This is a genomic window from Brevibacillus sp. LEMMJ03, from assembly GCF_007197875.1.
Taxonomy (GTDB): Bacteria; Bacillota; Bacilli; order Brevibacillales; family Brevibacillaceae; genus Brevibacillus; species Brevibacillus thermoruber.
In genome coordinates this window covers 175,373-201,844 of the sequence record NZ_VKJN01000003.1, presented here as the reverse complement: position 1 = coordinate 201,844, position 26,472 = coordinate 175,373, and the positions used below count along the sequence as shown (strand labels likewise).

Annotated in this window: 26 protein-coding genes and 1 pseudogene; 10 read left to right on the top strand and 17 right to left on the bottom strand. The window is 60.3% G+C overall.

The window, feature by feature from the left end:
• Positions 1 to 66: 66 nt before the first annotated feature.
• The 4 genes from pepV to FOI68_RS05640 all read right to left on the bottom strand — a co-directional run bounded on the left by pepV (position 67) and on the right by FOI68_RS05640 (position 5,182).
• Positions 67 to 1,503 carry a dipeptidase PepV gene (gene pepV, locus FOI68_RS05655; protein ID WP_029098593.1) on the bottom strand — a complete coding sequence of 479 codons (1,437 nt, stop codon included), beginning with the start codon at positions 1,501 to 1,503 and terminating at the stop codon, positions 67 to 69.
• Entirely contained in the window at positions 1,490 to 2,230 is a 741-nt protein-coding gene (locus tag FOI68_RS05650) for a GTP pyrophosphokinase (protein WP_029098592.1), read from the bottom strand. Before FOI68_RS05650 ends, pepV begins: the two co-directional genes overlap by 14 nt.
• A 182-nt stretch (positions 2,231 to 2,412) precedes the next feature.
• Positions 2,413 to 4,497, bottom strand: a complete 2,085-nt coding sequence (locus FOI68_RS05645) for a methyl-accepting chemotaxis protein (RefSeq protein ID WP_143862581.1) — start codon at positions 4,495 to 4,497, stop codon at positions 2,413 to 2,415.
• Positions 4,498 to 4,702: 205 nt separating this feature from the next.
• Positions 4,703 to 5,182 carry an N-acetyltransferase gene (locus FOI68_RS05640; RefSeq protein WP_143862580.1) on the bottom strand — a complete coding sequence of 160 codons (480 nt, stop codon included), beginning with the start codon at positions 5,180 to 5,182 and terminating at the stop codon, positions 4,703 to 4,705.
• 193 nt (positions 5,183 to 5,375) lie between these two features.
• On the opposite strand from FOI68_RS05640, the gene FOI68_RS05635 reads away from it, so the two are divergent.
• The 3 genes from FOI68_RS05635 to FOI68_RS05625 all read left to right on the top strand — a co-directional run bounded on the left by FOI68_RS05635 (position 5,376) and on the right by FOI68_RS05625 (position 8,907).
• On the top strand, positions 5,376 to 5,966 hold the full coding sequence (locus tag FOI68_RS05635; protein ID WP_029098589.1) for a TetR/AcrR family transcriptional regulator: 591 nt from the start codon (positions 5,376 to 5,378) through the stop codon (positions 5,964 to 5,966).
• A 158-nt stretch (positions 5,967 to 6,124) separates the two neighbouring features.
• Positions 6,125 to 8,617 carry a U32 family peptidase gene (locus FOI68_RS05630; protein ID WP_143862579.1) on the top strand — a complete coding sequence of 831 codons (2,493 nt, stop codon included), beginning with the start codon at positions 6,125 to 6,127 and terminating at the stop codon, positions 8,615 to 8,617.
• Between the two features lie 59 nt (positions 8,618 to 8,676).
• A complete protein-coding gene (locus FOI68_RS05625; protein ID WP_029098587.1) occupies positions 8,677 to 8,907 on the top strand; it encodes a DUF1128 domain-containing protein in 231 nt (76 codons plus the stop codon).
• A 135-nt stretch (positions 8,908 to 9,042) separates the two neighbouring features.
• On the opposite strand, the gene FOI68_RS05620 is transcribed toward FOI68_RS05625, so the two are convergent.
• The gene (locus FOI68_RS05620; RefSeq protein WP_304488786.1) at positions 9,043 to 9,399 is read right to left on the bottom strand and encodes a winged helix-turn-helix transcriptional regulator; all 357 of its coding nucleotides are present in this window, start codon (positions 9,397 to 9,399) and stop codon (positions 9,043 to 9,045) included.
• A gap of 16 nt (positions 9,400 to 9,415) precedes the next feature.
• On the opposite strand from FOI68_RS05620, the pseudogene FOI68_RS05615 reads away from it, so the two are divergent.
• Positions 9,416 to 9,966, top strand: a pseudogene (locus FOI68_RS05615) (NAD(P)H-dependent oxidoreductase); the annotation flags it as partial.
• Positions 9,967 to 10,011: 45 nt separating this feature from the next.
• Here FOI68_RS05615 and FOI68_RS05610 read toward each other — a convergent pair.
• Positions 10,012 to 10,311: an aspartyl-phosphate phosphatase Spo0E family protein gene (locus tag FOI68_RS05610; protein ID WP_082059451.1), complete on the bottom strand. Its 300-nt coding sequence runs from the start codon at positions 10,309 to 10,311 to the stop codon at positions 10,012 to 10,014.
• 184 nt (positions 10,312 to 10,495) lie between these two features.
• Between FOI68_RS05610 and FOI68_RS05605 the strand changes: the two genes are divergently transcribed.
• Positions 10,496 to 11,095 carry a cupin domain-containing protein gene (locus tag FOI68_RS05605; protein ID WP_035299756.1) on the top strand — a complete coding sequence of 200 codons (600 nt, stop codon included), beginning with the start codon at positions 10,496 to 10,498 and terminating at the stop codon, positions 11,093 to 11,095.
• Between the two features lie 225 nt (positions 11,096 to 11,320).
• Positions 11,321 to 12,604, top strand: coding sequence for an MFS transporter (locus FOI68_RS05600; RefSeq protein ID WP_044897253.1), 1,284 nt, complete (start codon positions 11,321 to 11,323; stop codon positions 12,602 to 12,604).
• Positions 12,605 to 12,630: 26 nt separating this feature from the next.
• Here the strand turns inward: FOI68_RS05600 and FOI68_RS05595 are convergent, their stop codons facing one another.
• The 10 genes from FOI68_RS05595 to FOI68_RS05550 form a co-directional block, all read right to left on the bottom strand.
• Positions 12,631 to 12,903: a hypothetical protein gene (locus FOI68_RS05595; protein ID WP_143862577.1), complete on the bottom strand. Its 273-nt coding sequence runs from the start codon at positions 12,901 to 12,903 to the stop codon at positions 12,631 to 12,633.
• 184 nt (positions 12,904 to 13,087) lie between these two features.
• Entirely contained in the window at positions 13,088 to 14,710 is a 1,623-nt protein-coding gene (gene cimA, locus FOI68_RS05590; RefSeq protein ID WP_035299749.1) for a citramalate synthase, read from the bottom strand.
• Positions 14,711 to 14,830: 120 nt separating this feature from the next.
• Complete coding sequence (locus FOI68_RS05585; RefSeq protein WP_051968042.1) at positions 14,831 to 15,664, bottom strand: alpha/beta hydrolase family protein; 834 nt, start codon at positions 15,662 to 15,664, stop codon at positions 14,831 to 14,833.
• A 145-nt stretch (positions 15,665 to 15,809) separates the two neighbouring features.
• Positions 15,810 to 16,910, bottom strand: a complete 1,101-nt coding sequence (locus FOI68_RS05580; protein WP_143862576.1) for a YheC/YheD family endospore coat-associated protein — start codon at positions 16,908 to 16,910, stop codon at positions 15,810 to 15,812.
• A gap of 102 nt (positions 16,911 to 17,012) precedes the next feature.
• On the bottom strand, positions 17,013 to 18,203 hold the full coding sequence (locus FOI68_RS05575) for an amidohydrolase (RefSeq protein WP_044897258.1): 1,191 nt from the start codon (positions 18,201 to 18,203) through the stop codon (positions 17,013 to 17,015).
• Positions 18,204 to 18,284: 81 nt separating this feature from the next.
• A complete protein-coding gene (locus FOI68_RS05570; protein WP_143862575.1) occupies positions 18,285 to 19,283 on the bottom strand; it encodes a histidinol phosphate phosphatase domain-containing protein in 999 nt (332 codons plus the stop codon).
• Between the two features lie 421 nt (positions 19,284 to 19,704).
• Positions 19,705 to 20,190, bottom strand: a complete 486-nt coding sequence (locus tag FOI68_RS05565) for a dihydrofolate reductase (protein WP_143862574.1) — start codon at positions 20,188 to 20,190, stop codon at positions 19,705 to 19,707.
• On the bottom strand, positions 20,187 to 20,981 hold the full coding sequence (locus FOI68_RS05560; RefSeq protein ID WP_035300000.1) for a thymidylate synthase: 795 nt from the start codon (positions 20,979 to 20,981) through the stop codon (positions 20,187 to 20,189). The genes FOI68_RS05565 and FOI68_RS05560 overlap by 4 nt, the downstream gene beginning before the upstream one ends.
• Positions 20,982 to 21,076: 95 nt before the next feature.
• A complete protein-coding gene (locus tag FOI68_RS05555; protein ID WP_143862573.1) occupies positions 21,077 to 21,547 on the bottom strand; it encodes a redoxin domain-containing protein in 471 nt (156 codons plus the stop codon).
• A 77-nt stretch (positions 21,548 to 21,624) separates the two neighbouring features.
• Positions 21,625 to 23,094 (bottom strand): catalase, encoded by a 1,470-nt coding sequence (locus FOI68_RS05550; protein WP_143862572.1) that lies wholly within the window; start codon positions 23,092 to 23,094, stop codon positions 21,625 to 21,627.
• Positions 23,095 to 23,328: 234 nt separating this feature from the next.
• Here FOI68_RS05550 and pdxR point away from each other — a divergent pair, with 234 nt between their 5' ends.
• Together pdxR and FOI68_RS05540 are read left to right on the top strand one after the other, a co-directional pair.
• The gene (gene pdxR / locus FOI68_RS05545; protein WP_143862571.1) at positions 23,329 to 24,768 is read left to right on the top strand and encodes a MocR-like pyridoxine biosynthesis transcription factor PdxR; all 1,440 of its coding nucleotides are present in this window, start codon (positions 23,329 to 23,331) and stop codon (positions 24,766 to 24,768) included.
• Positions 24,769 to 24,962: 194 nt separating this feature from the next.
• Positions 24,963 to 25,160: a hypothetical protein gene (locus FOI68_RS05540; RefSeq protein ID WP_029098573.1), complete on the top strand. Its 198-nt coding sequence runs from the start codon at positions 24,963 to 24,965 to the stop codon at positions 25,158 to 25,160.
• Positions 25,161 to 25,295: 135 nt separating this feature from the next.
• Here the strand turns inward: FOI68_RS05540 and FOI68_RS05535 are convergent, their stop codons facing one another.
• A complete protein-coding gene (locus FOI68_RS05535) occupies positions 25,296 to 25,508 on the bottom strand; it encodes a cold-shock protein (protein ID WP_029098572.1) in 213 nt (70 codons plus the stop codon).
• 249 nt (positions 25,509 to 25,757) lie between these two features.
• Here FOI68_RS05535 and FOI68_RS05530 point away from each other — a divergent pair, with 249 nt between their 5' ends.
• Both FOI68_RS05530 and FOI68_RS05525 read left to right on the top strand, forming a co-directional pair.
• Positions 25,758 to 26,216: a hypothetical protein gene (locus FOI68_RS05530; RefSeq protein WP_029098571.1), complete on the top strand. Its 459-nt coding sequence runs from the start codon at positions 25,758 to 25,760 to the stop codon at positions 26,214 to 26,216.
• A 9-nt stretch (positions 26,217 to 26,225) separates the two neighbouring features.
• Positions 26,226 to 26,441: a hypothetical protein gene (locus FOI68_RS05525; protein WP_143862570.1), complete on the top strand. Its 216-nt coding sequence runs from the start codon at positions 26,226 to 26,228 to the stop codon at positions 26,439 to 26,441.
• Positions 26,442 to 26,472 lie beyond the last annotated feature (31 nt).

Sequence of the window (26,472 nt, the reverse complement as noted above, 5' to 3'; positions counted from 1 at the left end):
AGTCTTGCCAAAAAAACAACAAAAGGCGGCCGGCTGCGGAATTTCCGCAACGTGCCGCCTGCGTAATCATTTCGCCAGTTCGTAAATGGCCTGGGCGTAGATCGCCGTCGCCTTGATCAGATCGTCCACCCGAATGTGCTCGTCCCGCTGGTGGGCGCTGTCCGGCCGGCCCGGGAACAGCGGCCCGAACGCCACCCCTACCTCCAGCGAACGGCCGTACGTAGCCCCGCCGATGGCGATGATCTCGGCCTCCTGCCCGGTCTGCTCCGTGTACACCCGCTGCAGCGTGGTGACCAGCGGATGCTGCGGGTCAACCCGATGAGGCTTCAGGTGCTCCACCACCTCCAGCGAAAAAGCCGCTTCCGCCAGCCGCTCCTCCAGAATCGCCCTCCACCGTTCAAACGGCTGGGAATGCGGATAGCGAATATTGACGCCAAACACGGCATCCCCGTCCGCTTCGTAGCGGATCACGCCGGTGTTGAGGGTGAGCGGTCCCATCTCCTCGTCGTCGTGGGCGATGCCGATCGCTTCCCCGTAGTGCTGCCGATGGAGATAGCGATCCGTAAAACGGGCGAACTGCCTGCCCCGTTCGTCCAGTGTCAGGCCGGCCAAAAAGTGAAGCAGTTCCGTGCCCGCGTTTACCCCCTTGCTCGGATCCATGGCGTGAACGGAAACGCCCTCCATGCGCAATAGCACCTGACCGCCGCGCACGTCCGCCTCTCCGCTCAGACCGGTATCCCGCAGGTACGCGCGATAGCGCTCCGCCAGTTCCTCGCCCGTCATGGCGAGCGGCTCCAGCGTCGCCTCCGCCTTGTCCGGCACCATGTTCATGCGAAGGCCGGCCGACAGCGCCAGCAGTTTGGCGTCCGGCCGGGCAGCGGGCGGACGCTGCTGCGCCGCATACGCGTCCGCAGTCTGCGTCAGCGTCAGGTCGGTCAGCCCTTTTTCCGCGTAGATCAGCGGAAAGTCGGCGTCCGGCGTAAAGCCCATCGTCGGCATTTCTTCCGTTTGGAAATAGGTTTTTACGCACTGCCAGTTGGACTCCTCATCCGTGCCGAAGATGAGCCGCACCCGTTTGGACAGCGGCAGCCCCAGTTCCTTGACGATTTTGGCGGCAAAGATGGCGGCCATGGCCGGCCCCTTGTCGTCGATCGCGCCGCGGGCCACGATCTTGCCGTCCACGATTTCGGCCGCATAGGGCGGCGAGCTCCAGCCGTCCCCTTCCGGCACCACGTCGACGTGACTGAGGATGCCGATCAGTTCCTCGCCCTCGCCAAACTCGGCATGGGCGGCGTATCCCCCGACATCCTTGACCGTCATGCCGGCGTCGGCGCACACCTTGAGCGCGTAGTCAAGCGCCCGGCGGATGCCTTCGCCGAACGGCGCGCCGTCCCGGGCGGTCGCCGGATCGAGCACGCTTTTGATTTGCAGAAATTCCCGCACGGCGGCAAGCAGTTCGTCTTTCCGCTTTTCCGTCTCTTCCAGCCAATTAACGCTCGTCATCCTTCGTTTTCGTCCCTTCTGTCGTCGTACTGTCGTCTTCTGCCGCCTGTGCCGCGTCCAGATCCAAATCCAGCTCCACCAGCGAAATGAGCGACTCCATCGGCACCTCCTGCGCGGTGAACTCCACCTGCGCCTCCTTGATCTCTTCGCGGATGTTGTTCATTTCGCTGTCCAGCTTGTAGGACGCTTTGGCCGCCTCGATCAGGCGCTGCCGGATGGCGGACGGGATGAGCCCCTCGTATTTGTAGTTGAGAGAGTGCTCGATGGTCGCCCAAAAGTTCATGCCCAGCGTACGGATCTGGATTTCCACCGGAATGGTGACCTGTCCGCGCGCCGTCATCAACGGATATTCCACAGCCAGGTGATACCCTCTGTACCCGCTTTCCTTCGGTTTGGAGACGTAATCTTTCTCCAGGTAGATGCGCATGTCGCTTCGCTGTCGTATCATTTCCACGACGGCCGGAATGTCATCGATAAACTGGCAGATGATCCGGATCCCCGCAATGTCCCTGAGCTCCCAGCAGATGTTCTCGTCGATGGGAAACTGCAGGCGGTTCGCCTTGTTGTAAATGCTCGGGATGGACTTGACCCGTCCCGTGACGAACTCGATGGGGGAGTGTTCCTTGCGTTTGCGCAGCTCGTTGCGGATGTTTTTCAGCTTGACCTTGATTTCTTCCACGGCTTGTTCGAACGGTAGCAGATATAGTTCCCAATCTAGTTTGTGCACGCTAGTTCCCTCCGGCCCGAAACTCCATCGTCCTTATGATTCAACATTTTGGGGGAGATATCCTCCCATAAAGAGAAAAGAGACCGCATCTCGGGTCTCTCAATCCAGGCACGGCGCGATTTTTGGGAAAGCGGCGAAGGAACCGGGGCCGTCCCTTCGCCAACCCGTTGCGGCCGTTCCCGCTATTCTTTTATGTCGTCCAGACGGAACGCCGTCAGCGAGCTGCTCAGCCGCTCCGCCAGCACGGCCAGTTGATCCGCGGAGGCCACGATCAACTCCATCGCCGCGTTCTGCTCCTCGACGGCGGCGGAGATGCCCTGCACCCCGGCGGCCGCCTCCCGGGAAGCGGCCGACACTTCCTGGGCGACCGCCACCACCTGCTGCGCGTCCGGAGCCATCCGGGCAAACGCCTGGCTGACGCCTTCCATTTCCGCGGAGACACGGCGGATATTTTGTTCGATCCGGCGAAACATCTCGTCCGACTGTCCGGCGGTCCGCCTGCCTTCCGCCACCGTGCGGGTGCCGTCGTCCATCTGCTCCACGATGGCGGCCGTACTTCTCTGGATCTCGTTGATCATCGCCACGATCTGCTGCGCCGCCGCGTTCGTCCCTTCGGCCAGCTTGCGCACTTCCCCCGCGACTACCGCAAACCCCTTGCCGTGTTCGCCGGCGCGTGCCGCCTCGATGCCCGCGTTGAGCGCGAGCAGGTTGGTCTGCCGGGCGATCTCCGTGATCACGGCGATAATCTGCGAGATGTCACGCGATCGCTGCTCCAGCCGGTGTACCGTCTGCGTGGTGGCCGTCACCGCCCGGTCGATCTCCTCCATGCTGGCGATGACCGCTTCCACCGCCTGCCGCCCCGCTTCGGCGTCGCCCTTCATCTCGCGCGACGAAAGCGTGACCTGCTCCACGTGGCTGGTCACGCTGTTGACGCTCGCGGTCAGCGCCTCCGCCAAATGCAGCGTATGCCCCATTTTGTCCACCTGCCTGTCAGCCGACGTCGACACGTCCTCCACGACCCGGGTGATCTGCTCGCTGGAGGAGGCGATTTCCGCGGTATTGCCGTGAATCTCGCGGACAGATTCCGTCACCGAAGCAGCCGCCTGCCGCACCTGCCGCAAAATGTCATGAAGCTGTTCCCGCATGGCGAGCAGGGAACGGGCCAGCTCCCCCAGTTCGTCCGAGCGCTTCAGGAGCTTCGCGGGAAAGGGAGCGGTAAAATCCCCCCGGCCGATCTGCCCGGCGATGGACAGCATGCCGGCGAACGAGCGGCGCAGACCGGCAGCAGCCCCCCAGGCGATGGCCGCCACCAGCACAAGCACAATGCCGTTAAACGCCACAATGGCGTTCCGAATCTGATTGGGCCCGGCCATGATCTCCGTCATGTCCATCTCCGCCAGGATGGCCCAGTTGAGCTTGCCCACCTGCACCCGGTCGTAGGCGACCAGCACCTCCTCCCCGCGATAGTCGACGGCTTGGGCCGTGCCCGCGGTACTGCCGGAAGACAGCGCCTGTTCGGCAATCGGCGTCTCCACTTTCTGGCGCAGCATCGTCTCCTGCCCGTTCCCCAATTCGGTTCGCATCAGCTTGTCCGCCCCGATCAGGTAGATTTTGCCCGTGTCACCCAACCCCTCGCGCCGGTTCAACTGGCGGGAGACATACTCCAGGGAGACCTCCGCCGCGAGCTGTCCGATCACCGTCCCGTGATCAAAGATCGGCGCGGCCATGAAGACGGCGGGCACGCCGCCGGACGGTTCGTAACGGCTGACGTCCGACAGTTCCAGACTGAGTCCCTTGGCCGCTTGTTTTACGGTCTGGCCCAGAGGGGTGCCGCTGTACGGGCCGCTGTACAGGTTGGTGCCGAAGTCGGCCTGCGGCTTCGTCTGGTACACCACGTCGCCGTTCTCGTTGAGCAGGTACGCGTTGGCAAATCCGTAGCGGGACACCTCCATCTTCAGTTCCTTGCCCCACGTCTGCTCCGCCTCCTGGTAGGCGGGAGCCTCCCTTCCCAGCTTCCACACGCCATCGAAGGCCGCCAGCGACTGCGCCACCGAACCGGACGCCGCCAGCGTCTCCAGGTTTTTGGATCGTTCGCGGAAGTAGTTTTCCACCTGCTCCTTGTTGCTGTTGCGGAGTGCCTCCAGCGTCGCCGCGCTGCCCTCCAGCAGTTCCCGCTTGGTCTCCGTGTAGGCAAACACCCCCGCCGCCGTCAGCGGCACAATGCCGGTCAGCAGCAGAGCGATCAATACCCGCGCCCCCAGTTTCATAACATGAGCCCCCTTGCAACGACCTGTTTCTTTTTTCAAAATTCTATGAATGGTACAAATATATTACCATAGACCTAGCAAAAAATATCCATTTTTGTCCGCTCGCGTCAGAAAAAAGGGCAAAAAAAAGACGCGCCCGCACGACGGCCGATACAGCCTGCCGCACACACGCGTCTTTTCTTGCCGGTCGGGGGGCGGTGCCCGCCTACGCCGTCGCCGTCTCCACGATCATCGCGATCTCGTCGCACATCGGCAGCTTGGAGCAGTTGATGCAGTCCTTCCATACCTTTTGCGGCAGCGTCTCCTTGGCCACCACGCGGAATCCGCACTTTTCAAAGAACGCCTTTTGGTAGGTGAGCGCCAGCACCCGATTGATTCCCAGCAGGCGGCACTGCTCCACGAGATGCAGCACCAACTGCTTGCCGACGCCCATGCCTTTGGCTTTCTCGGCGATGGCGAGCGAACGGATTTCCGCCAAATCTTCCCAGAGAATATGCAGGCCGGCCACTCCGATGACGCTTTCCCCGTCGTGGGCGACGATGAACGACTGCAGGTGTTCGCAGACGGAGAGTTTGGTCCGCGGCAGCATCAGCCCCTGCTGTGCATATTGATTAATAATGTCAAGCATCTGGTCGACGTCCCTCATGGTTGCCTGGCGCACGGTCAACGTCTTTGTGACACTCATTCTACACTCCCCCACTCCATCTCCTCAAAGCCTCGGTCCGAATAATAATTATTCATGATAATATATAAATATACATCCAGTCGAAAGAGAAGTCTATCCTTTTTTCCGTCATCCGGCTTGGACGGACAAACGCATTTCTTTTGAATGGAACAATTGTGCTATAATCACTGTAACAGAACGGAGGTGTTTCCCTTTGACGACACGCAGGGAGCGAAAAAAGCGGGAAACGCGCGACAAGATTTTCAACGCCGCGATCAAGCTGTTCAAGCAGTACGGCTTTGAAAACACGACGATTGACATGATTTCCGAAGAAGCGGACGTCGCCCGCGGCACCATCTTTCTTCACTTCACGTCAAAGGAAGCGATTCTCGCCAACTGGGGATACGAGCGGCTGCAGGAAATCGAGGAACGGCGGGAAGAGTGGGACTACGGAGACAGTTGCAAGCAGAAGGTCTTGCGGATCTATAAAATCATGAACGAGGTCAACATCCAGAATTACGATTTCATCAAGGTGCTGATCGAGTCCTCGATGAAGCACCGCAAGATCCTGGAAAACGAAAAGAACGTCTACTACGAGCTGCGGCAGCTGTTTGCGGACCTGATCGAAGAAGCGCAGGAAAAAGGGCGGCTGAAGGCGAAGTTCAATCCGCTCGTCGCTGCCAACATGCTGGAAAACATCTACTACAACGCCCTGTACGACTGGGTGCGCAGCGAAGGAGCCTGGGCCTTGGAGGAAATCATGGAGGAAAAGGTCTCCATCGTGTTTGAAGGGCTGGACGCATGAGCTCATCATGTGACCGGCCCTTCTGGCGTTTTGGATGCACTGATCGCTGGAAGATTTGCCTGCCCGCCTGCGGCCGATGTTTTCCTTGCGGAGACGGTGACATTTCCCTATGATGATGGAGAAGAGCTGTTCAACACGTTGGAGGTATTCACATACACATGCGAAACGGTATCAAGCGTGAAGATATTGAGCTTCTGGCTCCCGCCGGCAACTGGGAGTGTCTGCGCGCGGCCGTCGCCAACGGGGCAAACGCCGTCTACTTCGGCGTGGAAAAATTCAACGCCCGGGCCCGCGCCGAAAACTTCCAGATGTCCGAACTGCCGGACATCATGTCATTTTTGCACATGTACGGAGTCAAAGGGTTTCTTACCTTTAATATCCTCGTCTTTGAAAATGAATTGAAGGAAGCGCAGGAGCTGATCGAAGCCTGTATCGACGCCGGGGTGGATGCGGTCATCGTGCAGGACCTCGGCCTCGTCAAGCTGATCCGCGAAATTTCCCCCGACTTTCCCATTCACGGATCGACCCAGATGACGATCACCTCGCCGGAAGCGGTGGAGTTTACCAAGCCGTTTGCCCTGGAGCGGGTGGTGCTGGGGCGTGAAAACTCGCTGAAGGAAATCAAGGTAATCGGCGAAAAGGCCAAGCTGCCGATGGAGGTGTTCGTGCACGGCGCACTGTGCGTCTCCTACTCCGGCCAGTGCCTCACTTCGGAAATGTGGGGCGGCCGCTCGGCCAACCGCGGCGAATGCGCCCAGGCCTGCCGCCTCCCCTACGACCTGATCGTGGACGGGGTGCAGAAGGAGATGGGCAACGTCGCCTACCTGCTGTCGCCCAAAGACCTGGCGGCGATCGACCTGGTGCCGGAACTGATCGAGGCGGGCGTCACCTCCTTCAAGATCGAAGGCCGCCTGAAGTCGCCGGAGTACGTGGCCAACGTGGTCAGCAAATACCGCGCGGCGATCGACCGCTACTTCGCCGGCCAGGACGCGGCGCCGAGCGAGCAGGACATCCGCGAGCTGCAGCAGAGCTTTTCCCGCGGCTTTACGCACGGGTTCTTGAAAGGCACCAACAACAAGACGCTTCTGGACGGTACCTTCCCGAAAAGCCGCGGCGTCTTTCTCGGCACCGTGAAAAAGGTGCTGAAGCACGCGGTGCTGGTGGAGCTGAACGCTCCCCTGAAACGGGGCGACGGCATCGTCTTTGACGCCGGCGATCCGACGCAAAAAGAGGAAGGCGGGCGCGTCTACGACATCCTCACCCGCGGCAAAAAGGTGGAGGGCGAAGTCGAGAAGGGACTCTACGAAATCGTCATGGGGCGAAACGACGTCAACCTGCAGCGGGTCAACGTCGGCGACCGCGTCTGGAAGACGAACGACCCCGAGCTGGACAAACGGCTGCGCAAAACGTTTGAGACGGAAAAGCCGTACCGCACCTTCCCGCTCGCGGTGCACGTCGTCGGCCGGCTGGGCGAAAAGCTGTCCGTCACCTGGGTGGACAAAACGGCCGACCACGCGGTGACCGTCAAGTCCGAAATTCCCCTGGAAGCCGCGCTGAAACGGCCGCTGACTCCGGAGCTGCTGTACGAGCAGTTGAGCCGTCTGGGGGGCACCCTGTTTTATCTGAATGCACAGGACCTGACGACGGATCTGGACGGCGACCTGATCCTGCCCGTGAGCGAACTGAACCGGATGCGGCGGGAAGCGGTGGAGCAGCTTCTCTTCCTGCGGACGAAACCGCCGGTGTACCAGAAGCGGCGCGTGGACGTCTACGCCGATGTGCCTGCCAAGCAGCCGGTGGACAAACCGCTTTTGACAGCGCTCTGCCGCTCGCTGGAGCAGGTGGAGGCGGCCGCCCAGACGGACGTCGACTTTCTGTACGCCGATTTCGAGTTTGTCAAACAGTATCCGGATGCGGTCAAGCTGGCCCACCGGTACGGCAAACCCATCGGCATCGCCACGATGCGCATCCACATGCCGGATGAAAACGGCGTGCTGGCGCTGATCGCCAGAAGCAGGCCGGACGCCATCCTCGTCCGCAACACGGGCGCGCTGTACTACTACATGTCCCGCCGCGGCGAGCTGAACATTCCGCTGATCGGCGATTTCTCGCTCAACGCGGCCAACCACAAGGCCGTCGAGCTTTTCCTGGACTGCGGCCTGCAGCGGGTGACCGCCTCGTACGATCTGAACATCCAGCAAATGGTGGACCTGCTCGGCAGGACGGACGCGTCCAAAATCGAAGTGGTGATTCACCAGCACCTGCCGATGTTCCATACGGAGCACTGCGTCTACTGCACGTTTCTCAGCCCCGGAACGGACCATACCAACTGCGGCCAGCCGTGCGAAACGCACCGCGTCTCGCTGCGCGACCGCGTCGGATTCTCCCATCCGGTCCGCGTCGATACCGGCTGCCGCAACACGGTGTACAACGCCATCGACCAGTCGGGAGCGGAGTACCTGGCCGAATTTATCCAGTTGGGCGTGGGCAGCTACCGCGTCGAGTTTTTGGAGGAAGAGCCGGAGCGTGTCAAAGAGGTGATCGACCTCTACCGCCGGGCGCTGCGCGGCGAAGTGAGCGGCACCCATGTCTGGCGGACGCTGAAAGCGACCAACCAGTTGGGCGTCACCCGCGGCCAGCTCACCAAGTAGCCTGCCGCCGGACGACACAGTCCCGGCCTTACCCATACCCTGTGAGGAGGAGATTGAACATGGCGGACCTTTCCCAGCCCACGCCGGAAAACCTGGCGACGATTATCGAAGGCATCAAGTCCAAGCTGAACATGGCCAACACCGCCGTCATGCGGCCGGAGGATTTTGACCTGGTCCATTACGAAGACCTGCTGTACCTGTACAACATGGTGCAGAAAAAAGCGACCTTCAGCATCAACGAAATGACCGCCATCGTCGAAGAACTGGGCGGCATGCGGAAGCAGTCCTGACCTGGGAAAACCGCCCCGGCTGTCACTGACGCCGCGCCGGGCGGGCCCCAACGCTCTCACGCCGCTTCCTTGATTGAAAACACGCCGTACCCGCAGAGCGGTACGGCGTGTTCGTTTTGTATCCACAGGCACTCTTCACTCTGCCTTCTCATCTGTCGCCTCGCGGTGCCCCTTGTGCTTGTCCCCCCACTCCTTCATCATGCGAATGATCGGAACAAGCGTCATGCCCAATTCCGTCAACGAATACTCCACCTTGGGCGGCACCTGCTGATAAACCTTTCGGTGAATGATGCCGTCCCGCTCCAGTTCACGCAACTGCAGCGTCAGCATTCGATGGGTAATGTTGGGACACAATTTGCGAAACTCGTTGAAACGCTTCGTGCCCTCGATCAGATGATAGAGGAGCACGCCTTTCCACTTGCCGCCAATGACGTCCAGCGCATATTCGACAGGACACGCCTGGTCATCGGGACGAAGCCGTAGCAAAAACAAAGGAGGGAACCAACCTGTGACGAACGAACAACGGAAAGAACGCATTTTGGAGGCCTACCGCTTCAGACACGCATGCAAGGAGTTTGACGCGACCAAGTCCATTTCGAAGGAAGACTTCGACTTCATCCTGGAAACCGGCCGCCTGTCTCTGAGCTCGTTCGGCTTCGAGCCGTGGAAGTTCCTCGTCGTGCAAAACATGGACCTGCGCACCAAGCTGCTGCCCGTCACATGGGGGGCGCAGAAGCAGCTTCCAACCGCCAGCCATTTCGTCATCATTCTGGCTCGAACAAAGCCGAGCATGGTCGCCGATTCCGCATATATTCAGTACATGATGAAAGACGTCAGAAGCTCCCCACGGAGGTCGTGCAGAAAAAAGGAGAGGTGTACCACCGCTTCCTGGAATCCGATTTTGGCCTGCTGCACGACGAACGGGTGATGTTTGAATGGGCGTGCAGGCAAACGTACATCGCGCTCGGAAACATGATGACGGCCGCGGCGCAAATCGGCATTGATTCGTGTACGATCGAGGGATTCGACAAAGAAAAGGTGGAGGGGATCCTGAGAGATCCCCCAACACGTTCTCAGACCGTGCGGCACGGACCGGGTCCCCGGTTACCGACCGGATCGGGCCGCGCGTTTTTTCTCGCCGAGCAGGATCTGGTACTGCACGATGTACGTGTCCAGCTCCTGGCTTAACGCAAGAACGGAAGGGTGTGACAAGCCGTTCTCTTTGACCCGCTCGTGCAGCTTCCCGGTCAGCTCATCGATGATGCCTGCCAGCACGGCAATTGTGGAGGATGCGGCCGTCCTCCTGGTGCATGGCAGCATCGGCTTTCCCTTGGCAGCCGCCGCGAGAACCGTCTTGCACGGGGACTGCTGCCGCGAGAGGACCGGACCGGGGATCGCGTTCATCTTGGTGCCCCCCTTCTCACAGCGATATGTCTCTTTACTTTATCGGCTGTTTCCCTTTTTTTGAAACATGGAAATTTTGGGAAACAGCGCGTCCCTCCCGCTGAATTTGGGCGAACATCCCGATCCTTCGTGACATACGCATATCTTGTAGTCAAATTCCAATGGAAACGGGATGGAATGCACCATGACTTTGTATATGGATTACACGTCTCCTTCTGCTCAGTTCTTTGATGACGTCAACAATAACCTGCTCGTCCAAAAGGATCCCCGAAACTACATCAACGTCCTCTCCACCCAACAGTTGAATACGCTGGACAACGTGTCCCTGCTGGACATCTTCCTCAGTGCTGGCAACATCGTGGAGCCTCATTACCATCAAAATGCTGCGGAGCTGGTGTACTGCATTTCCGGAGCGGCGAATGTTTCCTTCATCAATCCATTTACGAATTGCGTTTTTCATTATCAGATTACGCCAGGCCAAGTCGTCAACGTCCCTCAGGCCTGGTGGCACTGGGAAATCGCAACCGCCGACAACACGCATCTGCTCGCCATCTTCAATGCCCCCATCCCCGAAGTCATCCTGGGATCCGATATCCTGAGATTGACGCCCAGTGAAATATGGGCGTACACATACTGCCTGAATGAGTCCAACGTCAGAAATACGCTGGCCCCCATACAGCGTTCGACCTTCATCGGCCCTCCCTTAGGCTGTCATCAAGGTCAGGGGCAGGGCTATCAACCGTATGCCCAGCCTCCCCATCCCTATCAGCAGCATTATTGGTAACTCGTCAGCGCTGTACCGGTCATGCGCATCGCTCGATCACGGGCGATTTTTTTGCATTCATGGCTATCCCCCGTTACCGCGTACTGTCAATGGATGGAATTTTTTCTTGACAAATGCACGAGATGCGCTATTTTACATACAGCGGATGATTTACTGCGAGAGCCGGCAAGAAAGATGATCTCATCCGTCTTCGTTTGATAAATTCAGACAGGAAGTGAGTGTGTCTTGAAGGGCCTGCCGCTCTCCCGCTTCACCGGAATGCTCGCGACCAACTCCTCATTGCGCAGCCTCTGGCTTGCCCGTGCCGTTTCCGCACTGGGCGATTATGGATACAGCGTCGCATTGATGTGGTTCGTCTACGAGCAGACACATTCCGCTCTGCAAACGGGTCTGCTGTTTATTCTCAAGTTTTTGCCCGAGCCTTTCGTGGGGCTCTATTTCGGCGTGTTGGCGGATCGCCTGAACCGAAAACGTCTCATGCAGATCGCCGACCTCATCCAGACGCTTGCCATGCTGCTGTTGGGCGTGCTGATCGCAAGCGGCTCGTTTCACATGTGGCATCTGTACGTCGTCACGATCTGCGCGTCGATGGCCGGAACGCTCTTTCGCATCGCGCAAACATCCCTGATTCCCGACCTGGTCGGCAGACATGAGCTGGTGAGCGCCAACGCCCTCCTGTCCGCAACCATGCAGGTGATGCGGATGGTCGGGGCGACGCTGGGCGGTATCCTGGTCGCGTTCGTCGGCGTGGCCGGGACCATCGAAATCAATGCGGCCTCCTTTCTGGTGTCGCTGGTTTTTGTTCAGCGGATTCGCAGCGCCCCGGCCCGGCCTGCGGCTTCTCCCACGTCCGGAACGAGCGTGATCAGCGAGATCAAGGAGGGGCTGGACTGGCTGGCGACCAACAAGATCGTGCTGCTTCTCCTGCTGTTGGGAACGCTCGCCAATGTTGCCCTCGCTCCTACCAATGTCCTGCCTTCCATGCTGATTCAACGCGATTTTCACGGAGACGCCCGGATGTTGGGCTGGTTTGAAACGTCCATTGCATTGGGGCTCTTGCTGGGCGGCGTGCTGGTCGGGACGCTCTCCCCCAAAAAAGTGGGGCGGTGGTTTATCGCCGGTTTGGGACTGGAAGCTGTCGGCATGCTGATCGTCGCCGTCACCCCGTTCGCATGGATGGCGTATGGGGGCAATTTTCTTCTGGGGATCGGGGTCATGGTCTGCAACATTCCGTTGAGCACGCTGATGCAGACGCTGATTCCCGACAGGATGCGGGGGCGGGTGAACAGCATGACGTCGATCTCGTTCAACATCTCGATCCCGATCACCTACGGCGGCATCGGCGCCCTGGCCGACGTGATCGGCGCGAAACCCAGCTATGGCTTGGGAGCGCTGCTGCTGTGCCTGTGTTCGGCAATGGGAGGAATGAATGCGGCGCTGCGATCGATCGACCTCGGTCAGGGGCAGGGAGCCGCTGAGGAAAAAGAGGACGCGGGACAGGCGGTTTGACGCAGGCACATGTGCAGCGCACGGGTCTATCCCTGCAAGCCGGTGTCCATGACCGAACCGCGCTTCGCGGCACGCTCCCCCGAGCAAACGGCATCGTCACCGATCATCTGTATCTTCATCAACGGATAATTGTCCTGCAGAGCCAGGCGCATGTCGTCCAGCAGGGAGCACAACACCGCTTCCTGAATCCGCTGGTCAAAGGTAACACGAATGTCGATGCTGTACGGCTGGTCGTTCGGCTGCTGTTTGGCGTCGGCGCTTCGCAAAGGCGTTCCCTCCCGCATGGTTTTTCTTAGCATACCATCCCTCTCTGTCCTTCATTCCGGCGGGATGTCCCCGCACCTGAATCCACTTCATGAGCACCATCCCGGTATCATGGCGGCAACTTCCCGTCACCGGCACTGAAAAAGCGCCGTCCACACGAACAAACGGGCCCTCCTGTTGGCATTGCCGCAAGGAGGACCCGTTTTTCAATCGCTTCCATCAGTGATTGACGATGCCCACACGCGCTTCCGTCTGCTCCGGCCGTTCCGCCTCCACGCAGCCTTCCTTCCAGAGCAGGTAGCGGATGCTGTCCACCAGCGCTTCCCAGCTCGCTTCGATCACATTGGTGGAGACTCCGACGGTGCTCCACTTTTCTCCGTCGCGGGCGGATTCGATCAGGACGCGCACTTTGGCCGCCGTCGCCCCGCTCTCGTCCAGCACCCGCACCTTGTAGTCGGTCAGGTGCATCTCCGCCAGACAGGGGAAGTGGTTCTCCAGCGCCTTGCGCAGCGCGTTGTCCAGCGCGTTGACGGGACCGTTGCCGTCCGCGGCGGTGTGGACGACTTGGCCGTTGACATTCAGCTTGACCATCGCTTCCGAGGAGATCGACTGGTCCGCTGTCTTTTCCATCAAAATCTTGAACGAGTCGAGCGTAAACAGTTGGCGCAGCTTGCCCGCCGCCTCCAGCAGCATGAGCGAGAGCGACGCCTCCGCTCCTTCGTATTGGTAGCCCTGGAATTCGCGCTCCTTGATCCGTTTGACGATCTCCCGCGCTTCCTGTCTGTCCAGCGCCACGTCGATCTCCAGCTCCTCCGCCTTGGCCAGCAGGTTGCTTTGGCCGGCCAGCTCGGAGACCAGCACGCGCCGTTTGTTGCCGATCAGCTCCGGCTCGATGTGTTCGTAGGTCTTGGGGTCTTTCAGCACGGCGCTGACGTGGATGCCGCCTTTGTGGGCAAACGCGCTGTTGCCGACAAACGGCTGGTTGTTGGGCATCGCCATGTTGGCGATCTCCGCCACGAAACGCGACAGTTTGGTCAACTGCTGCAGCTGCTCCGGCGCGACACAGGCGTATCCCAGTTTCAACTGCAGATTGGGAATGACCGAGACCAGGTTGACGTTGCCGCACCGTTCGCCGATCCCGTTGATCGTCCCCTGCACCTGCTGCGCGCCCGCCTGTACCGCCGCCAGCGCATTGGCCACGGCCAGTTCGCCGTCGTTGTGGGGATGGATGCCCAGCGGTGTCTGCACACTCGCCTTTACCGTGCGGACGGTCTCGAAAATCTCGTGCGGCAGGCTGCCGCCGTTGGTGTCGCAGAGAACGATCCAGTCGGCGCCGGCCTCCTCCGCCGCTTCCAGCACGCGCAGCGCGTAGACCGGATTGTGCTTGTAGCCGTCGAAAAAGTGTTCGGCCAAGAACAGGACGGTCAGCCCCCGCGATTTGAGAAAAGCGACGGAGTCGGCCACCATCCGCAGATTTTCGTCCAAGGTGGTTTTGAGCGCGTCGGTGACGTGCAGATCCCACGACTTGCCGAAAATGGCCGCCGCCTTGACGCCGCTCTCCAGCAGCGCCCGCAGGTTGTCGTCCTCCTCCGCTGCCACGTTGGGCCGACAGGTGCTGCCAAACGCGGTCACCACGGCGTGTTTCAGCGGAATCTCCCGCATCCGCTCAAAGAAGGCCATGTCCTTGGGATTGCTGCCGGGCCAGCCGCCTTCGATAAAGTCGATGCCAAACTGATCCAGCTTCAAGGCGATCTTCACCTTGTCCTCCACCGACAGGCTGACGCCCTCTCCCTGCGTGCCGTCCCGCAGCGTCGTATCGTACAGATACACCTTTTCTTTCATCTTCTCTCCACCCCATGTGCCTCTGTTATTTTCTGAATACTTTGTATTATTAATCTTATGACGCTATTCAGTATACCACAGCCCATGGGGAAAGAAAACGCGCGATTTCGCCGCTTTTGCTCATGTGCACCGGGCGTGGACAAAGGCGGCTGTCCGTTCGATCGCCTCTTCCAGTTGAGGGGAAGTGCCGGCGAACGGATGGCGGGTGTTGAAGGTGTGGTCGCCCGCTTCGATCCAGTGCAGTTCGCTCTCCCGCGCCGCCTCGTGCAGGCGCTCCGCTCCCTTCACCAGCCGGACGTAGTCCTCCCGCCCCTGGATGATGCAGAGCGGCTGCGGCATGCTCGCCACTTTTGCCAGGAGGTCGTACTTGTCCCGGTTCCGGTCCACGTCGTCGATGACCGCCTGGGTGATCGGCATCTGCTGTCCGGTCCGGGCATTGGCGATGTAGCCGACGCCCTGCTCCGCGATTTGACGGCGCAGCTTCTCGTCAAACAGATTGACGTCGGCCACCCCGTTCCAGGTGATGATCCCCTTGACGAGCGGGTTGCCCGCCCCGAACAGGATCGCGTCCGCCCCGCCTTTGCTGTGGCCCAGCACAAACAGCTTTTCCTTGTCAAACCGGGCGGAGAACACTCCGCCATCTTCCAGCAGCCACCTCGTCAGGATGGTCAAATCGTCCACTTCGCGCGCGTATGTATTGCGCCCGAACTTTTCCAGCTCGTCAAATTCCGTCAGGCTTTCCCCGACCCCGTTGCAGGAAAAATTGAAGCGGACGACGGCGATACCCCGCTCGGCCAACTGCTCGGCGACGTAGGGAAAGCTGCCCCAGTCCTTAAACCCTTTGAACCCGTGGCAGAAGATCACGAGCGGCTGGTCCGGCGACGCGCTCTTCGCGTGAAAATCGCCGCGGATCGTCAAATCCTCGCCGGCGGCAATGCGAAACGACTCCATCATGTCTCTTCACCTCTTTGGGGGTTTCTTCTTATCTTATTATGAAGGCAGCGGAGCCCAAAGGAAACCCGTCGGATCGGAGCCGGTGTTCACCGCTTCCTCGAGTGCGGACCCCGTACGGCAAAAGACCTCCCGCCGGCAGGAGGCCTCATCCGGTCCGGGAGGCGATGCGGTCGTTCGCCGCCAGATACAGGGCGTACTCCAGCGGTCTTCGCACGGCGAGGCGGTAGCGGTCCCACTGGCCCAGCTTGCGGAAAATGTCACGTCCCGGCTTGGGATTGATTTCGATGATCCACACCCGGCCGTTCGCATCGATGCCCAAATCAAAACCAAACTCCATCATCGATCCGAAATGTTTCTCGATCTTTTCCACCGTTTTCAGCGCCAGCTCCCGGCACTCGCGGAGGATCCGCTCCGCCTCCTGCACGCCGAAGCGGAAGGCCAGAAAACGGCCGGCCGGCACCGCGGTGCCGCCGCCGTGCAGATTGGACGTGGACGATCGCTTGGGACCGATCCGCATCCCCACGCCGGTCAGCCTCCACTTGCCGCTTCCATCCTTCTGGATCAACAGGCGCGCGTCCACCGTCCGCCCCGGCAGCAGGGCCAAATCCAGCCCCTGCTGCAGGAAGAACTGCTCCTCCCCGTATTTTTCCCGATTCGTCCAGCGCTCGATTTCGGTGGTGAGCGCCGACAGCGTCGGCAGGACGGCGTTCTTCCTCCCTTGATTCTTGGTCCGTCCGCGCAGCAGGTAGACCTTCCCTCTCCGCTCCACCCGCAGGATGCTGCGTCCGCCCGATCCATTGGTCGGCTTGACGTAGACGACGCCGTGCCGCTTCAGCATGTCTGCCAGCTCCTCCCGCCTGTAGAGCCGGGTCTCCGGCAGCCAGCGCTGCAGTTCTTCTTCCTGCATCAGCACCTGATGGACGCGAAACTTGTTGGCAAAGCGGCTGTTGGCGTAGCGGAACCAGTTCTTTTTGCGGAACGGCAGGTAGCTCTTGTGCTTTTCTATCGGATAGTAGCGGTACCGGTCGATCACGATGTCCGGCCAGGCGTACCAGCCGCTTTTCCAGCCGTCCGCTCCCGGCGTAAACCCCTTGATCCGGCGGGAGGCGGCGTTCACATCCTGCGGCGAAAAGACAAACACTTCCGCGCCCATTTCCTTTCCCTCCCGCACAAGCCGGCGCAAAAATCCTTGTTCGTTAAAACCCTTTTCCCCCCGATAGGTCAGAATGCCGATCCGTTTTTTCACGTGTCGTCCTCCCTCTCTGTGGATGACTTCTCCCCATCAGCTTATGGCCGAACGTGAAAAAAAGCGCCAGGGCCCACAAGGGTTAGGCGCTTCGTGGACGCTTTAGCGTCCGTGTTTGTCCAGATAGTCGAGAGCGGCGCGGCCAAGCACCTCGGCGGCGATCAGCATGGCGCTCTCGTCAATGTCAAAGCGCGGATGGTGGTGCGGATACCCGGCCCCTTTTTGCGGGTTGCCGGCGCCGACAAAGAGGAACGAGCCCGGCACTTTTTCCAGATAGTAGGCGAAGTCCTCCGCTCCCATCGTCGGCTCCATCCGTTCCACGTTGTCCCAGCCGACCGCCGCCGCGGCCGCCTGGCGGGCGATCTCCGTCTCTGCCTCGCTGTTGATGACGGCCGGATAGCCGCGCATGTAGGTCACCTCCGCGCTGCCTCCCATCAGCTCCGCCGTCCCCTTCGCGATCTCGATCAGCCGCTGTTCCGCCTTGTCCCGCACGTGCGGCAGGAACGAGCGGACCGTGCCCGTCAGGCGGCAGCGGTCGGCGATCACGTTGTAGTTGTCCCCGGCGTGAAAGGTTCCCACCGTGACGACCACGCTCTCCAGCGGACTGATGTTGCGGCTGGCGATCGTCTGCAGCGCCCCCACGATCTGGGAGCCGATCACGATGGCGTCGACGGTCTCCTGCGGGACGGCGCCGTGCCCCCCTTTTCCCTTGATCTCGATGATGAAGTCGTCGCAATTGGCCATCACCGGACCGGCGCTCACCCAGACCGTGCCGACCGGACACATCGACCAGAGGTGCGCGCCGAAAATGGCATCGACCCCCTGCAGCGCGCCGTCTTCCACCATCTGAATCGCGCCGCCCGGATTTTCCTCCTCGGCATGCTGGAACAGGAACGTGATCGTGCCCGGGATCTCGTCGCGGTGGCGGGCCAGCACCGTCGCCAGCCCCAGCAGCCCGGACGTATGGGCATCGTGGCCGCAGGCGTGCATCACGCCCGGCACTTTGGACTTGTACGCCACCTCTTTTTCGTCCTGGATCGGCAGGGCGTCAAAATCGGCGCGCAGGGCGACGGTGGCCCCAGGCTTTCCGCCATGCAGCACGCCGACGACGCCGCGTCCGCCCACGCCGGTCCGCACCTCGTCAAACTGCAGCTCGCGCAGGATGTCCGCAATCATGGCGGGCGTCTTCTCCTCCTGGAACGACAGCTCCGGATACTGGTGCAGATGGCGGCGCCACGCGACCATCTGCGGTTCCATCTCTTTCAGCAGCTCTTTCAGCTTCTCCTGCAACATGTCCATCCTCCCGCTTTTACTTCTGCTCTTTTTTCTCCATCATAGCAAAAGTGATACTTTATTCATAGATTTGCATAAATATCAAAACAGATCGACCTGCTCCCGCCGCCTCCGGTCAAACACGGCGATCGTGCGAAACCCGGCCCGCTTCAACAGTTCCCGCGCCTCGTCGAGGTGATGGCCGACCTGATCGGGAAAATGGGCGTCGGACGAGGTGGTGACGGCAACGCCGTGCTGGGCCAGTATCTCCAAAAAGCGCAGGCTGGGACACATCTCCCTGACCGGATAGCGGTACAGAAGACCCGTGTTGATCTCCGTGGCCGTGCCGGTCTCCTTCAGCGCCCGGGCAATCCGCTGGTAGTACGAGAGCAGCGCCGCCTCGTCCGGCCGGTAGCCGAACGCTTTCAGGCTGTCCGGGTGGGCGACGACGTCAAATAGGCGGCTGGATACGGCCTGCTCCACAAGCGAAAAAAAGCGGCCGTACAGCATGTACAGATCGGTCTGCTGAAAGCGCTCCCGCGTGTCGGGATTGTCAAACCCCCATCCCTGCAGGAAGTGAACGGAGCCGATGCAGTAGTCCCAGGGGTACGCGCCGGTCACGTCGGCCAGCACCGCCTCTCCGCCGGGAAAATAGTCCAGTTCGATGCCTACTTTCAGCTCGATCCCGTCCTCTGCCCAGCGCTGCTTCTGCCCCTCGACGAACGTCACGAAATCGTCCAGCGACGTCACGCACACCTGTTCCAGCCAGCGGCGCTGCAGTCCTCCCAACTGGTCGCCGGCGAGGTGCAGATGCGCCTCGTAATAGGCCTTGTACTCGCGGAACCGGTACAGGTGATCGACGACCCCGACTGCCGCAAGGCCCACCTGCTTGGCCCGCAGCCGGTACAAATCAAGCCACTCCGCCGAAAACGCCCCGTTCCGCAAGCGCTCCGCCAACTGCGAAAAAAAGGCGTCCAGCCACTCGCGGCTGTGCGTCTGTTTGGCCGTGCAAAAAAACGGACGCAGCGCTTCCGCCGTCCGGTTCAGCCAGCCAAGCGAATACGGCCCTTCCTCCAGATGTACGTGATAGTCCACTTTCACACCGATCGCCTCCCGCAGCCAGTGGGCTGCCAACCTGTCACTTTCGGCACGTGATCCGGGAAAACGGGCATGTTGGCCCCCGACCGCTGTGCTCCCCCGCGTCCGTCTGCCTGCTGCCTCAACGACTGCGCTCCAGCTGCGGCAGGTCCACACCCGCCGCTGGAAGGGCGGCGATCATTTTCCGGGAAATGATCGTGGATACGGCTCCCGTTTCCCGAATGTTCGCAATTGTCATCCTGTGCCTCTACTTTCTTTCTGTATGTAGGATTGTCTGAGGATATGTCCGTGCCATGACCAGGAACCCCACCCGTTTTCTGTCTGGCTTGCCGGTTCCTCCGCATACGGAAACAGCCGGACGGCCGCGATCCGCGCGGTGCCGCGCGTCGGGCGTCCGGCTTTGCCGTGTGGGCAGGGGGCAGGCTCATGCGCCGCTCCTGTTTTTTCGTTCATACAGATAAAACGTATGCGGGACCGGGTTTCGTTCGTCGACCGTTCCCTCCCGCTTCCACACCAGGGTAAACGCGTCCCGGTCCCACTCGGGGAAAAACGTGTCTCCCTCCGCCTCCATGTCGATTTCCGTAATGTACAGCCGATCGGCCACATCCATGAACTGGCGGTACAGTTCGGCGCCGCCGAAGATGATCACGTCGCCCAGCGCCAGCACCTCTTCCACGCTGTGCACGACGTCGACGCCCGGCGGGGCAAAGTCGCGGCGGCGGGTCAGCACCACGTTGCGCCGGTTGGGCAGCGGCCGACCCAGCGACTCAAACGTCTTGCGCCCCATGACGATCGTCTGGCCGGTGGTCACTTCCTTGACGTACTTCAAGTCGTTGGGCAGATGCCACGGCATCGCGCCGTCCCTGCCGATCACGCGGTTGCGGGCGTACGCCGCGATCATGCTGATCATACCGACACCTCCCCCTTGATGTGGGGATGGGCCTCGTAGCCCACGATCTCGATGTCGTCAAAGGTAAAGTCAAAGATGGACGTGACGGCCGGGTTCAGCCTGAGCTGCGGCAGCGGCAGCGGCTCCCGGGTCAACTGCAGTTTCACCTGCTCCACGTGGTTGAGGTAGAGGTGGGCGTCGCCGAGCGTATGCACGAATTCGCCCGGCTCAAGTCCGGTCACGTGGGCCACCATGTGCGTCAGAAGCGCGTAGCTGGCGATGTTGAACGGCACGCCGAGAAACGTGTCGCCGCTGCGCTGGTACAACTGGCAGGAGAGCCTGCCGTCCGCGACGTAAAACTGGAACAGCACGTGGCACGGCGGCAGCGCCATCTTGTCCAGCTCGGCCGGGTTCCAGGCGCTCACCACCAGCCGGCGCGAATCGGGGTTGCGCTTGATCTCGTCCACCACCCACTGGATTTGGTCCACCGTCTTCCCGTCCGGACCGGCAAACGAACGCCACTGCTTGCCGTACACCGGCCCCAGCTCGCCGTTTTCGTCCGCCCACTCGTTCCAGATCCGCACGCCGTTCTCCTGCAGATAGCGGACGTTGGTATCGCCTTTCAAAAACCACAGCAGTTCGTGGATGATCGATTTGGTATGCAGCTTTTTCGTCGTCAGCAGGGGAAAGCCTTCGCGCAGGTCAAACCGCATCTGGTGGCCAAAGACGCTGATCGTGCCCGTTCCCGTCCGGTCCTGTTTGACGGTCCCCTCCGCCAGAATCCGGCGGCACAGGTCCAGGTATTGTTTCATCATTCATCGCTCCCTTGCGTGCAGCAGTTGTCCCATCCTTTAATAGTAACCCAAACGGGACGGAAATGGGACAAGGCTTTTGACCGTTTTTCCGCTCACGCACTCACCCACTCGCTTTTGACCAGTTCCCGCTGAATCCGTTCAAAATCGGACGCACCGCCGCCGTACGTCCAGCGCCGGATGTGCCGCAAGCGGTCCACGAACAGGACGGAGCAGTCGGTGACGTCCCTGACCCCCGCCACTTCCGGGAGGAGAATCCCGAGCGACCGGCTTACTTCCCGGTTGGCGTCGCTGTGCAGGTGATACGGCAGGTGCAGCTTTTCCCGCAGCGCCTTCAGCGTAAACACGTTTTCCACGCTGAGCCCGACGACGCGGTAGTTCTTTTCCGCAAACTGGCTGTAGTGATCGCGGAACCAGGCCAGTGCCTGTTCGCTGGTCTCGGTGAAGGCAAACGGAAACGAGACGAGCACAAGGCCGTTCGCGTCCCGCAGCAGTTCGCCGCAGGAGACGCGGACGCCGTCGGTGGATGGCAGCGCGTACTTGTACAAGGCTTGAATGACCCGCATACTATCCCTCCTCACACGGAAGATCAGGGTGGATCAGAGGCCGGCTCAGCGCCGCCGGCCCGGATTCGCTCAGGGGGTTACTCGCCCGACGGCTGCGGGATATACCCGCTGATGTCGATGCCCAACCCCTCCGCTACGCGCATGCCGTACTCGGCGTCGGCGCGGAAGAAGTTGCAGATGGCCCGCAGTTGGATCTCCCGGTCGACCGATTTCAGGTCGTTCACCAGGTTTTTGATCAGGTTGTCCCGCTCCGTCTGGCTGAAAGAGCGGTAGCGTTCACCCGCCTGGGTAAAGTCATCGGTTTTTGCGATGCGCTGGCGGGTCGTGACCCCGTGCAGCGGCGCTTGGCTCTCCGCGTACTCAGGGGCCTGTTTCGGCGTTTCCGTGTAGCTGTTCGGCTCGTAGTTGATCCGCGATGCGTCCTGCTTGATGCGCATCGCCCCGTCCCGCTGGTAGTTGCGCACCGGCGCGTACGGGCAGTTGATCGGGATCTGCAGGTAGTTGGGCCCGAGACGGTGACGTTGGGTGTCCGGATAGGAAAACAGACGGCCCTGGAGCAGTTTGTCTTCGGACGGCTCAATGCCCGGCACCAGTGCGCTGGGGGCGAAGGCGGACTGCTCCACTTCGGCAAAGTAATTCTCCGGGTTGCGGTTGAGCGTCATGGTGCCCACCTTGACGAGCGGCAGCACGTCCTCCGGCCATACCTTCGTGGGATCGAGCGGGTCAAAGGAAAACGCGTCCATGTCTTTCGGATCGAGAATTTGCACGTACAGATCCCACTGCGGAAAGTTGCCGGCTTCGATCGCCTCGTACAAATCCCGGGTCGCGTGGTTGAAGTCGCGGCCGCCGATTTCCCGCGCCTCTTCCGCCGTCAGGTTTTTGACGCCCTGCAGCGGCTTCCAGTGGTATTTCACGTATACGACCTGGCCGTCCTTGTTCCCCCATTTGAAGGCGTGAACCCCGAACCCTTCCATCTGGCGGTAGTTGGCCGGCGTCCCGTAATCGGAGAACAGCCAGGTGAGCATGTGCGTGGGTTCAGGACTCAGCGTCATGAAATCCCAGTAGTGGTTGGGCGTCTGAATGTTGTTGTGCGGCGCCGGCTTCAGCGAGTGCACCATGTCGGGAAACTTGATCGCGTCGCGGATAAAGAAGACGGGCAGGTGGTTGCCCACCAGGTCGTAGTTGCCTTCGGCGGTGTAGAACTTGACGGCAAAACCGCGCGGATCGCGCAGCGTCTCCGGCGATGTGCCGCCGTGAATCACCGTGGAGAAGCGGACGAACACCGGCGTTTCCGTACCCGCTTCCTGCAAAAAGGCGGCCCGGGTGTATTCCGCCATGCTGGCCGTCGTCACAAACACGCCGTGCGCTCCCGCCCCCCGGGCGTGAACGACGCGCTCCGGAATCCGTTCGCGGTCGAAGTGCGCCAGCTTCTCAATCAGGTGGTAGTCTTCCAGCAGTGTCGGTCCGCGCTGACCGGCCGTTTTCGAGTTTTGGTTGTCCGCCACCGGCGCTCCCTGATTGGTCGTCAAAACATTACGGTTCTCCATGATCATGCCTCCCATGTAATTAGAATAACTATTATTTGAAAACCATTATCATTGTCACGCATTAACCATAACACAAGAACGATTATCTTTCAATAATTATTATTAAAAAGAAATATATATTATCATCTGAATCATGCGCGGAGCGGCAGCGATCCGTATTTTCGCGGTCACCGGACGGGCTGTGCTATAATAACGGCGACATGAAAGTATTGTGAGAAAGCCGGGGATGCTAAGGTGGATTGGAAACCGATCCGTCAGGGACATACACCTGTCTACAAACAAATTGCCGAATGGATGGAACAGCGGATCGCCAGCGGAGAGTTTCCGCCCGGGAGCCGTCTGCCGTCCGAACGTCTGCTCGCCAAGGAACTCCAGGTCAACCGTTCGACCGTCGTGACCGCCTTCGAGGAATTGCGGGCGGCCGGCTTGGTGGAGCGGAGACACGGCAGCGGAACCATTGTGAGCCGGGACATCTGGGGCTTGGCCCGGAATCGTACGCCCGACTGGAAGCGGATGGCAGAGGCGGGGTTGTTCCGTCCCAACCTGCCGCTGATCCGCCAGATACGCCGCGACACGCAGGACAGCGACATGCTTGACCTGGCGAGCGGCGAATTGTCTCCCGAACTGGTCCCGCACGAGCAGTTTCGGCGGCTGCTGGCTGCGGACGACTTCCCCTGTCACTTTGGCTACGAGCATCCGCAAGGAAACCCGGAACTGAGAGACACGCTGGTTGCCCACATGAAGACGTGGAAGGGCATCGATGCCGCTCCCTCGTCCATCCTGGTGACGGCGGGCGCCCAACAGGCCCTGCATCTCGTGGTCCAGTGCCTGCTCCAGCCGGGCGACGCCGTGGCGATCGAAGACCCGTCGTACTGCTACTCGCTGCCGCTGTTCCGGTCGGCGGGCGTGCGGCTTTTTCCGCTCCCTGTGGACAGCGAAGGCATCGATCCGGACGAACTGCTGGCGCTGCACGGCAAGCATCGGATCAAAATGGTCTTTCTCAACCCCAACTTTCAGAATCCGACGGGAACGTTCCTCTCCCTGCCCCGGCGGAAACGGCTGTTGGAGATTTCGGCTGAACACGGAATTCCCATCGTGGAGGACGACCCGTACAGCCTGACCGCCTTTTCGGGCGAACATGTTCCTACGTTGAAGTCCCTGGATCGACACGGCACCGTGCTGTACATCAGCTCGCTGACCAAGATTGTCGCCTCCGGGTTGAGGATCGGATGGGTTGTCGGGCCCCGAACGGTCATTGAGCGGCTGGCCGACGCCAAGCAGCAGATCGATTTTGGGCACAGCATTTTTCCCCAGTGGTTGGCGAACCGCTTTTTGTCCTCGGAGTGGTTTCCCGCCCATCTGGACATGCTGCGCAGGGAGCTGGCCGGCCGCAGCGAGCGGCTTGTTTGTTCGCTGCGCGAGTCGTTTGGCGGCAGCGCAGAGTTTGTGACGCCCGCAGGAGGAATCCATTTATGGTGCCGGTTGACGGGCGAGTGGAGCGAGAACCGGATGCTGGCCGAATCGGTCAAGCGCGGCGTCATCTTTGTCCCGGGCATGGTCTTCGGATCAAAAAAAGGGTTCGTCCGCTTCACCTTCGGACGCCCCCCAAAAGAGCGGATTCAGGACGCGATCAGCCGGCTGGCGGAGGCGTATCGCGCCGTTTGTCGCCAATGACCGCCCGCCGCTTTCTTCCTCCAGGGTCACGGCACCCGGGGAACGACGGTCGTTCAAGTGGATGGGCAAAAAAGTGGGCAAGTGGATGGTCCATTTCGGCGAACAACGGGATATGATCGTGTGGGACAAGCATGTGGCCCCATGTGTTCAGCTCCTCGCTGACGCATGGCAAAGACCGAAAGGAGTGTACCGATGTGAGCGTTTATCCCTTTATCATAGCCGTCTTCGTTCTATCCCTTGTCGGACTTGTCTGCACCATCCTGATCGGCCGCAACCCGGAAGAAAAGACGAACAGAAGTTTTGCGAAGCGGTCGAAAAACCTGCTCTCGATCTATCTGTTCCTCACGATTGTTTTGTTGATCGCCTTTTTCGTATTTTTGTCCCGTCAGTAAGACATGCGCAAAAAGACGCCGGCTGCTCCCGCGGGAGCAACGGCGTCTTGAACGTCTGCAGGACTGTTTGTCGAGGGGCATCCGGCTGGCGTCTGCTGCTCCGCCGGGCTGCCGGGCTGCCGGCCGGGTAAGCTGTCAGCCGTCGCTGTTCTTGCGGACCACGTTTGCCGCCTGCAGGCCGCGCTGGCCGTTGACGATGTCAAACGTGACCGGTTCTCCTTCCTCCAGATTGCGGTACCCCGTTCCGGTGATGGCCGAATAGTGGACAAACACGTCGGGGCCGCCCTCCCGTTCAATAAAGCCGTACCCTTTTTCCTTGCTGAACCATTTCACTTTCCCTTGAATCATTGCCCTTCCTCCCTGTCGTCAGTGCAGCTCGCTGGCTTATCACATCATATGCGGCTGCGGAGAAAGTGGAAACGCATCACAAAAGAATGTCGTACGCCGGCAGCGCGGCCGCGAACGCGTTTTGTCCGCTGCTGACGCAGTCGCCGTCCCCGCTCGTATGGTACAATACAGGGAGGCGTATTTCTCCATGCAGACAGAAGGGATAACCTGCGCCGAGAACCGTAACCGGGAGAAAGGAGAGAATCGATCATGCGCCAGGTACTTGTGATCGGCTGCGCGCTGCTCCTGGCTGCCTGCTCCGACGTGTCGGAAGGCGTGCAGACGGCGCAGCAGGCCGTGGAAGCGGGCAAGCAGGCGATCGAAACCGGTAAACAAGTGGTGGAAACGGGCAAACAGATTGCCGAATCGGAAATCGCCCAGCAGTTGAAAACCTACCTGCAGCAAAAATACGAGTCTTCGGAGCCGCTGCGCAAGGCGATGTTCAGCGGTGACGGCCAGTTGTTGACGGCGGAACTGCAGAAGACCGAGCTGGCCAACTTCAGCTTCTACAAATCCGACCTGTTGGGCGTCGAATTTACCGGCCAACTGACCGGGGACGGCACGTTCCGCGTGATGCGGCACAATCTGAACAACCCCGGGGAAGAGCCGACCGTCGTCAAGGAATTCAAGGTAACCCTCGACAGCAGCGGACAGATCCAGGTGCAGTAGGAGGCGCGGATGAACATCCCGATCGCGCCCTCCGCCCTGCAGCGGCATGTCCGTGCCAGCGTTTTTCCGGCCCTGTGGATCAACCGGAAAAAGTACCGCACGCAAGCCTGCACAGCCCGTGCAGGCTTTTTCGCTTGTTGTGCCGGACGTCTTTCCGGCATGCAACCCCTTACATGTTTTATTGTTCTGATTTTACCAGTAGATTTTAAAGCGCTTTCATGGTAGACTAGTTATCGTCACAATATGTTCAATATTG

Excerpts from the sequence above, each read along its gene's own strand:
- FOI68_RS05605 (WP_035299756.1), top strand. The coding sequence starts at position 10,496 with ATGACTTTGTATATGGATTACACGTCTCCTTCTGCTCAGTTCTTTGAT.
- FOI68_RS05565 (WP_143862574.1), bottom strand. The coding sequence starts at position 20,190 with ATGATCAGCATGATCGCGGCGTACGCCCGCAACCGCGTGATCGGCAGG.
- FOI68_RS05610 (WP_082059451.1), bottom strand. The coding sequence starts at position 10,311 with ATGAACGCGATCCCCGGTCCGGTCCTCTCGCGGCAGCAGTCCCCGTGC.
- FOI68_RS05595 (WP_143862577.1), bottom strand. The coding sequence starts at position 12,903 with ATGCTAAGAAAAACCATGCGGGAGGGAACGCCTTTGCGAAGCGCCGAC.
- FOI68_RS05530 (WP_029098571.1), top strand. The coding sequence starts at position 25,758 with ATGCGCCAGGTACTTGTGATCGGCTGCGCGCTGCTCCTGGCTGCCTGC.
- FOI68_RS05640 (WP_143862580.1), bottom strand. The coding sequence starts at position 5,182 with ATGAGTGTCACAAAGACGTTGACCGTGCGCCAGGCAACCATGAGGGAC.
- FOI68_RS05535 (WP_029098572.1), bottom strand. The coding sequence starts at position 25,508 with ATGATTCAAGGGAAAGTGAAATGGTTCAGCAAGGAAAAAGGGTACGGC.
- FOI68_RS05575 (WP_044897258.1), bottom strand. The coding sequence starts at position 18,203 with ATGTTGCAGGAGAAGCTGAAAGAGCTGCTGAAAGAGATGGAACCGCAG.
- FOI68_RS05555 (WP_143862573.1), bottom strand. The coding sequence starts at position 21,547 with ATGCGGGTCATTCAAGCCTTGTACAAGTACGCGCTGCCATCCACCGAC.
- FOI68_RS05630 (WP_143862579.1), top strand. The coding sequence starts at position 6,125 with ATGCGAAACGGTATCAAGCGTGAAGATATTGAGCTTCTGGCTCCCGCC.
- FOI68_RS05525 (WP_143862570.1), top strand. The coding sequence starts at position 26,226 with ATGAACATCCCGATCGCGCCCTCCGCCCTGCAGCGGCATGTCCGTGCC.
- FOI68_RS05560 (WP_035300000.1), bottom strand. The coding sequence starts at position 20,981 with ATGAAACAATACCTGGACCTGTGCCGCCGGATTCTGGCGGAGGGGACC.
- FOI68_RS05550 (WP_143862572.1), bottom strand. The coding sequence starts at position 23,094 with ATGGAGAACCGTAATGTTTTGACGACCAATCAGGGAGCGCCGGTGGCG.
- pepV (WP_029098593.1), bottom strand. The coding sequence starts at position 1,503 with ATGACGAGCGTTAATTGGCTGGAAGAGACGGAAAAGCGGAAAGACGAA.
- FOI68_RS05625 (WP_029098587.1), top strand. The coding sequence starts at position 8,677 with ATGGCGGACCTTTCCCAGCCCACGCCGGAAAACCTGGCGACGATTATC.
- FOI68_RS05585 (WP_051968042.1), bottom strand. The coding sequence starts at position 15,664 with ATGATGGAGTCGTTTCGCATTGCCGCCGGCGAGGATTTGACGATCCGC.
- cimA (WP_035299749.1), bottom strand. The coding sequence starts at position 14,710 with ATGAAAGAAAAGGTGTATCTGTACGATACGACGCTGCGGGACGGCACG.
- FOI68_RS05645 (WP_143862581.1), bottom strand. The coding sequence starts at position 4,497 with ATGAAACTGGGGGCGCGGGTATTGATCGCTCTGCTGCTGACCGGCATT.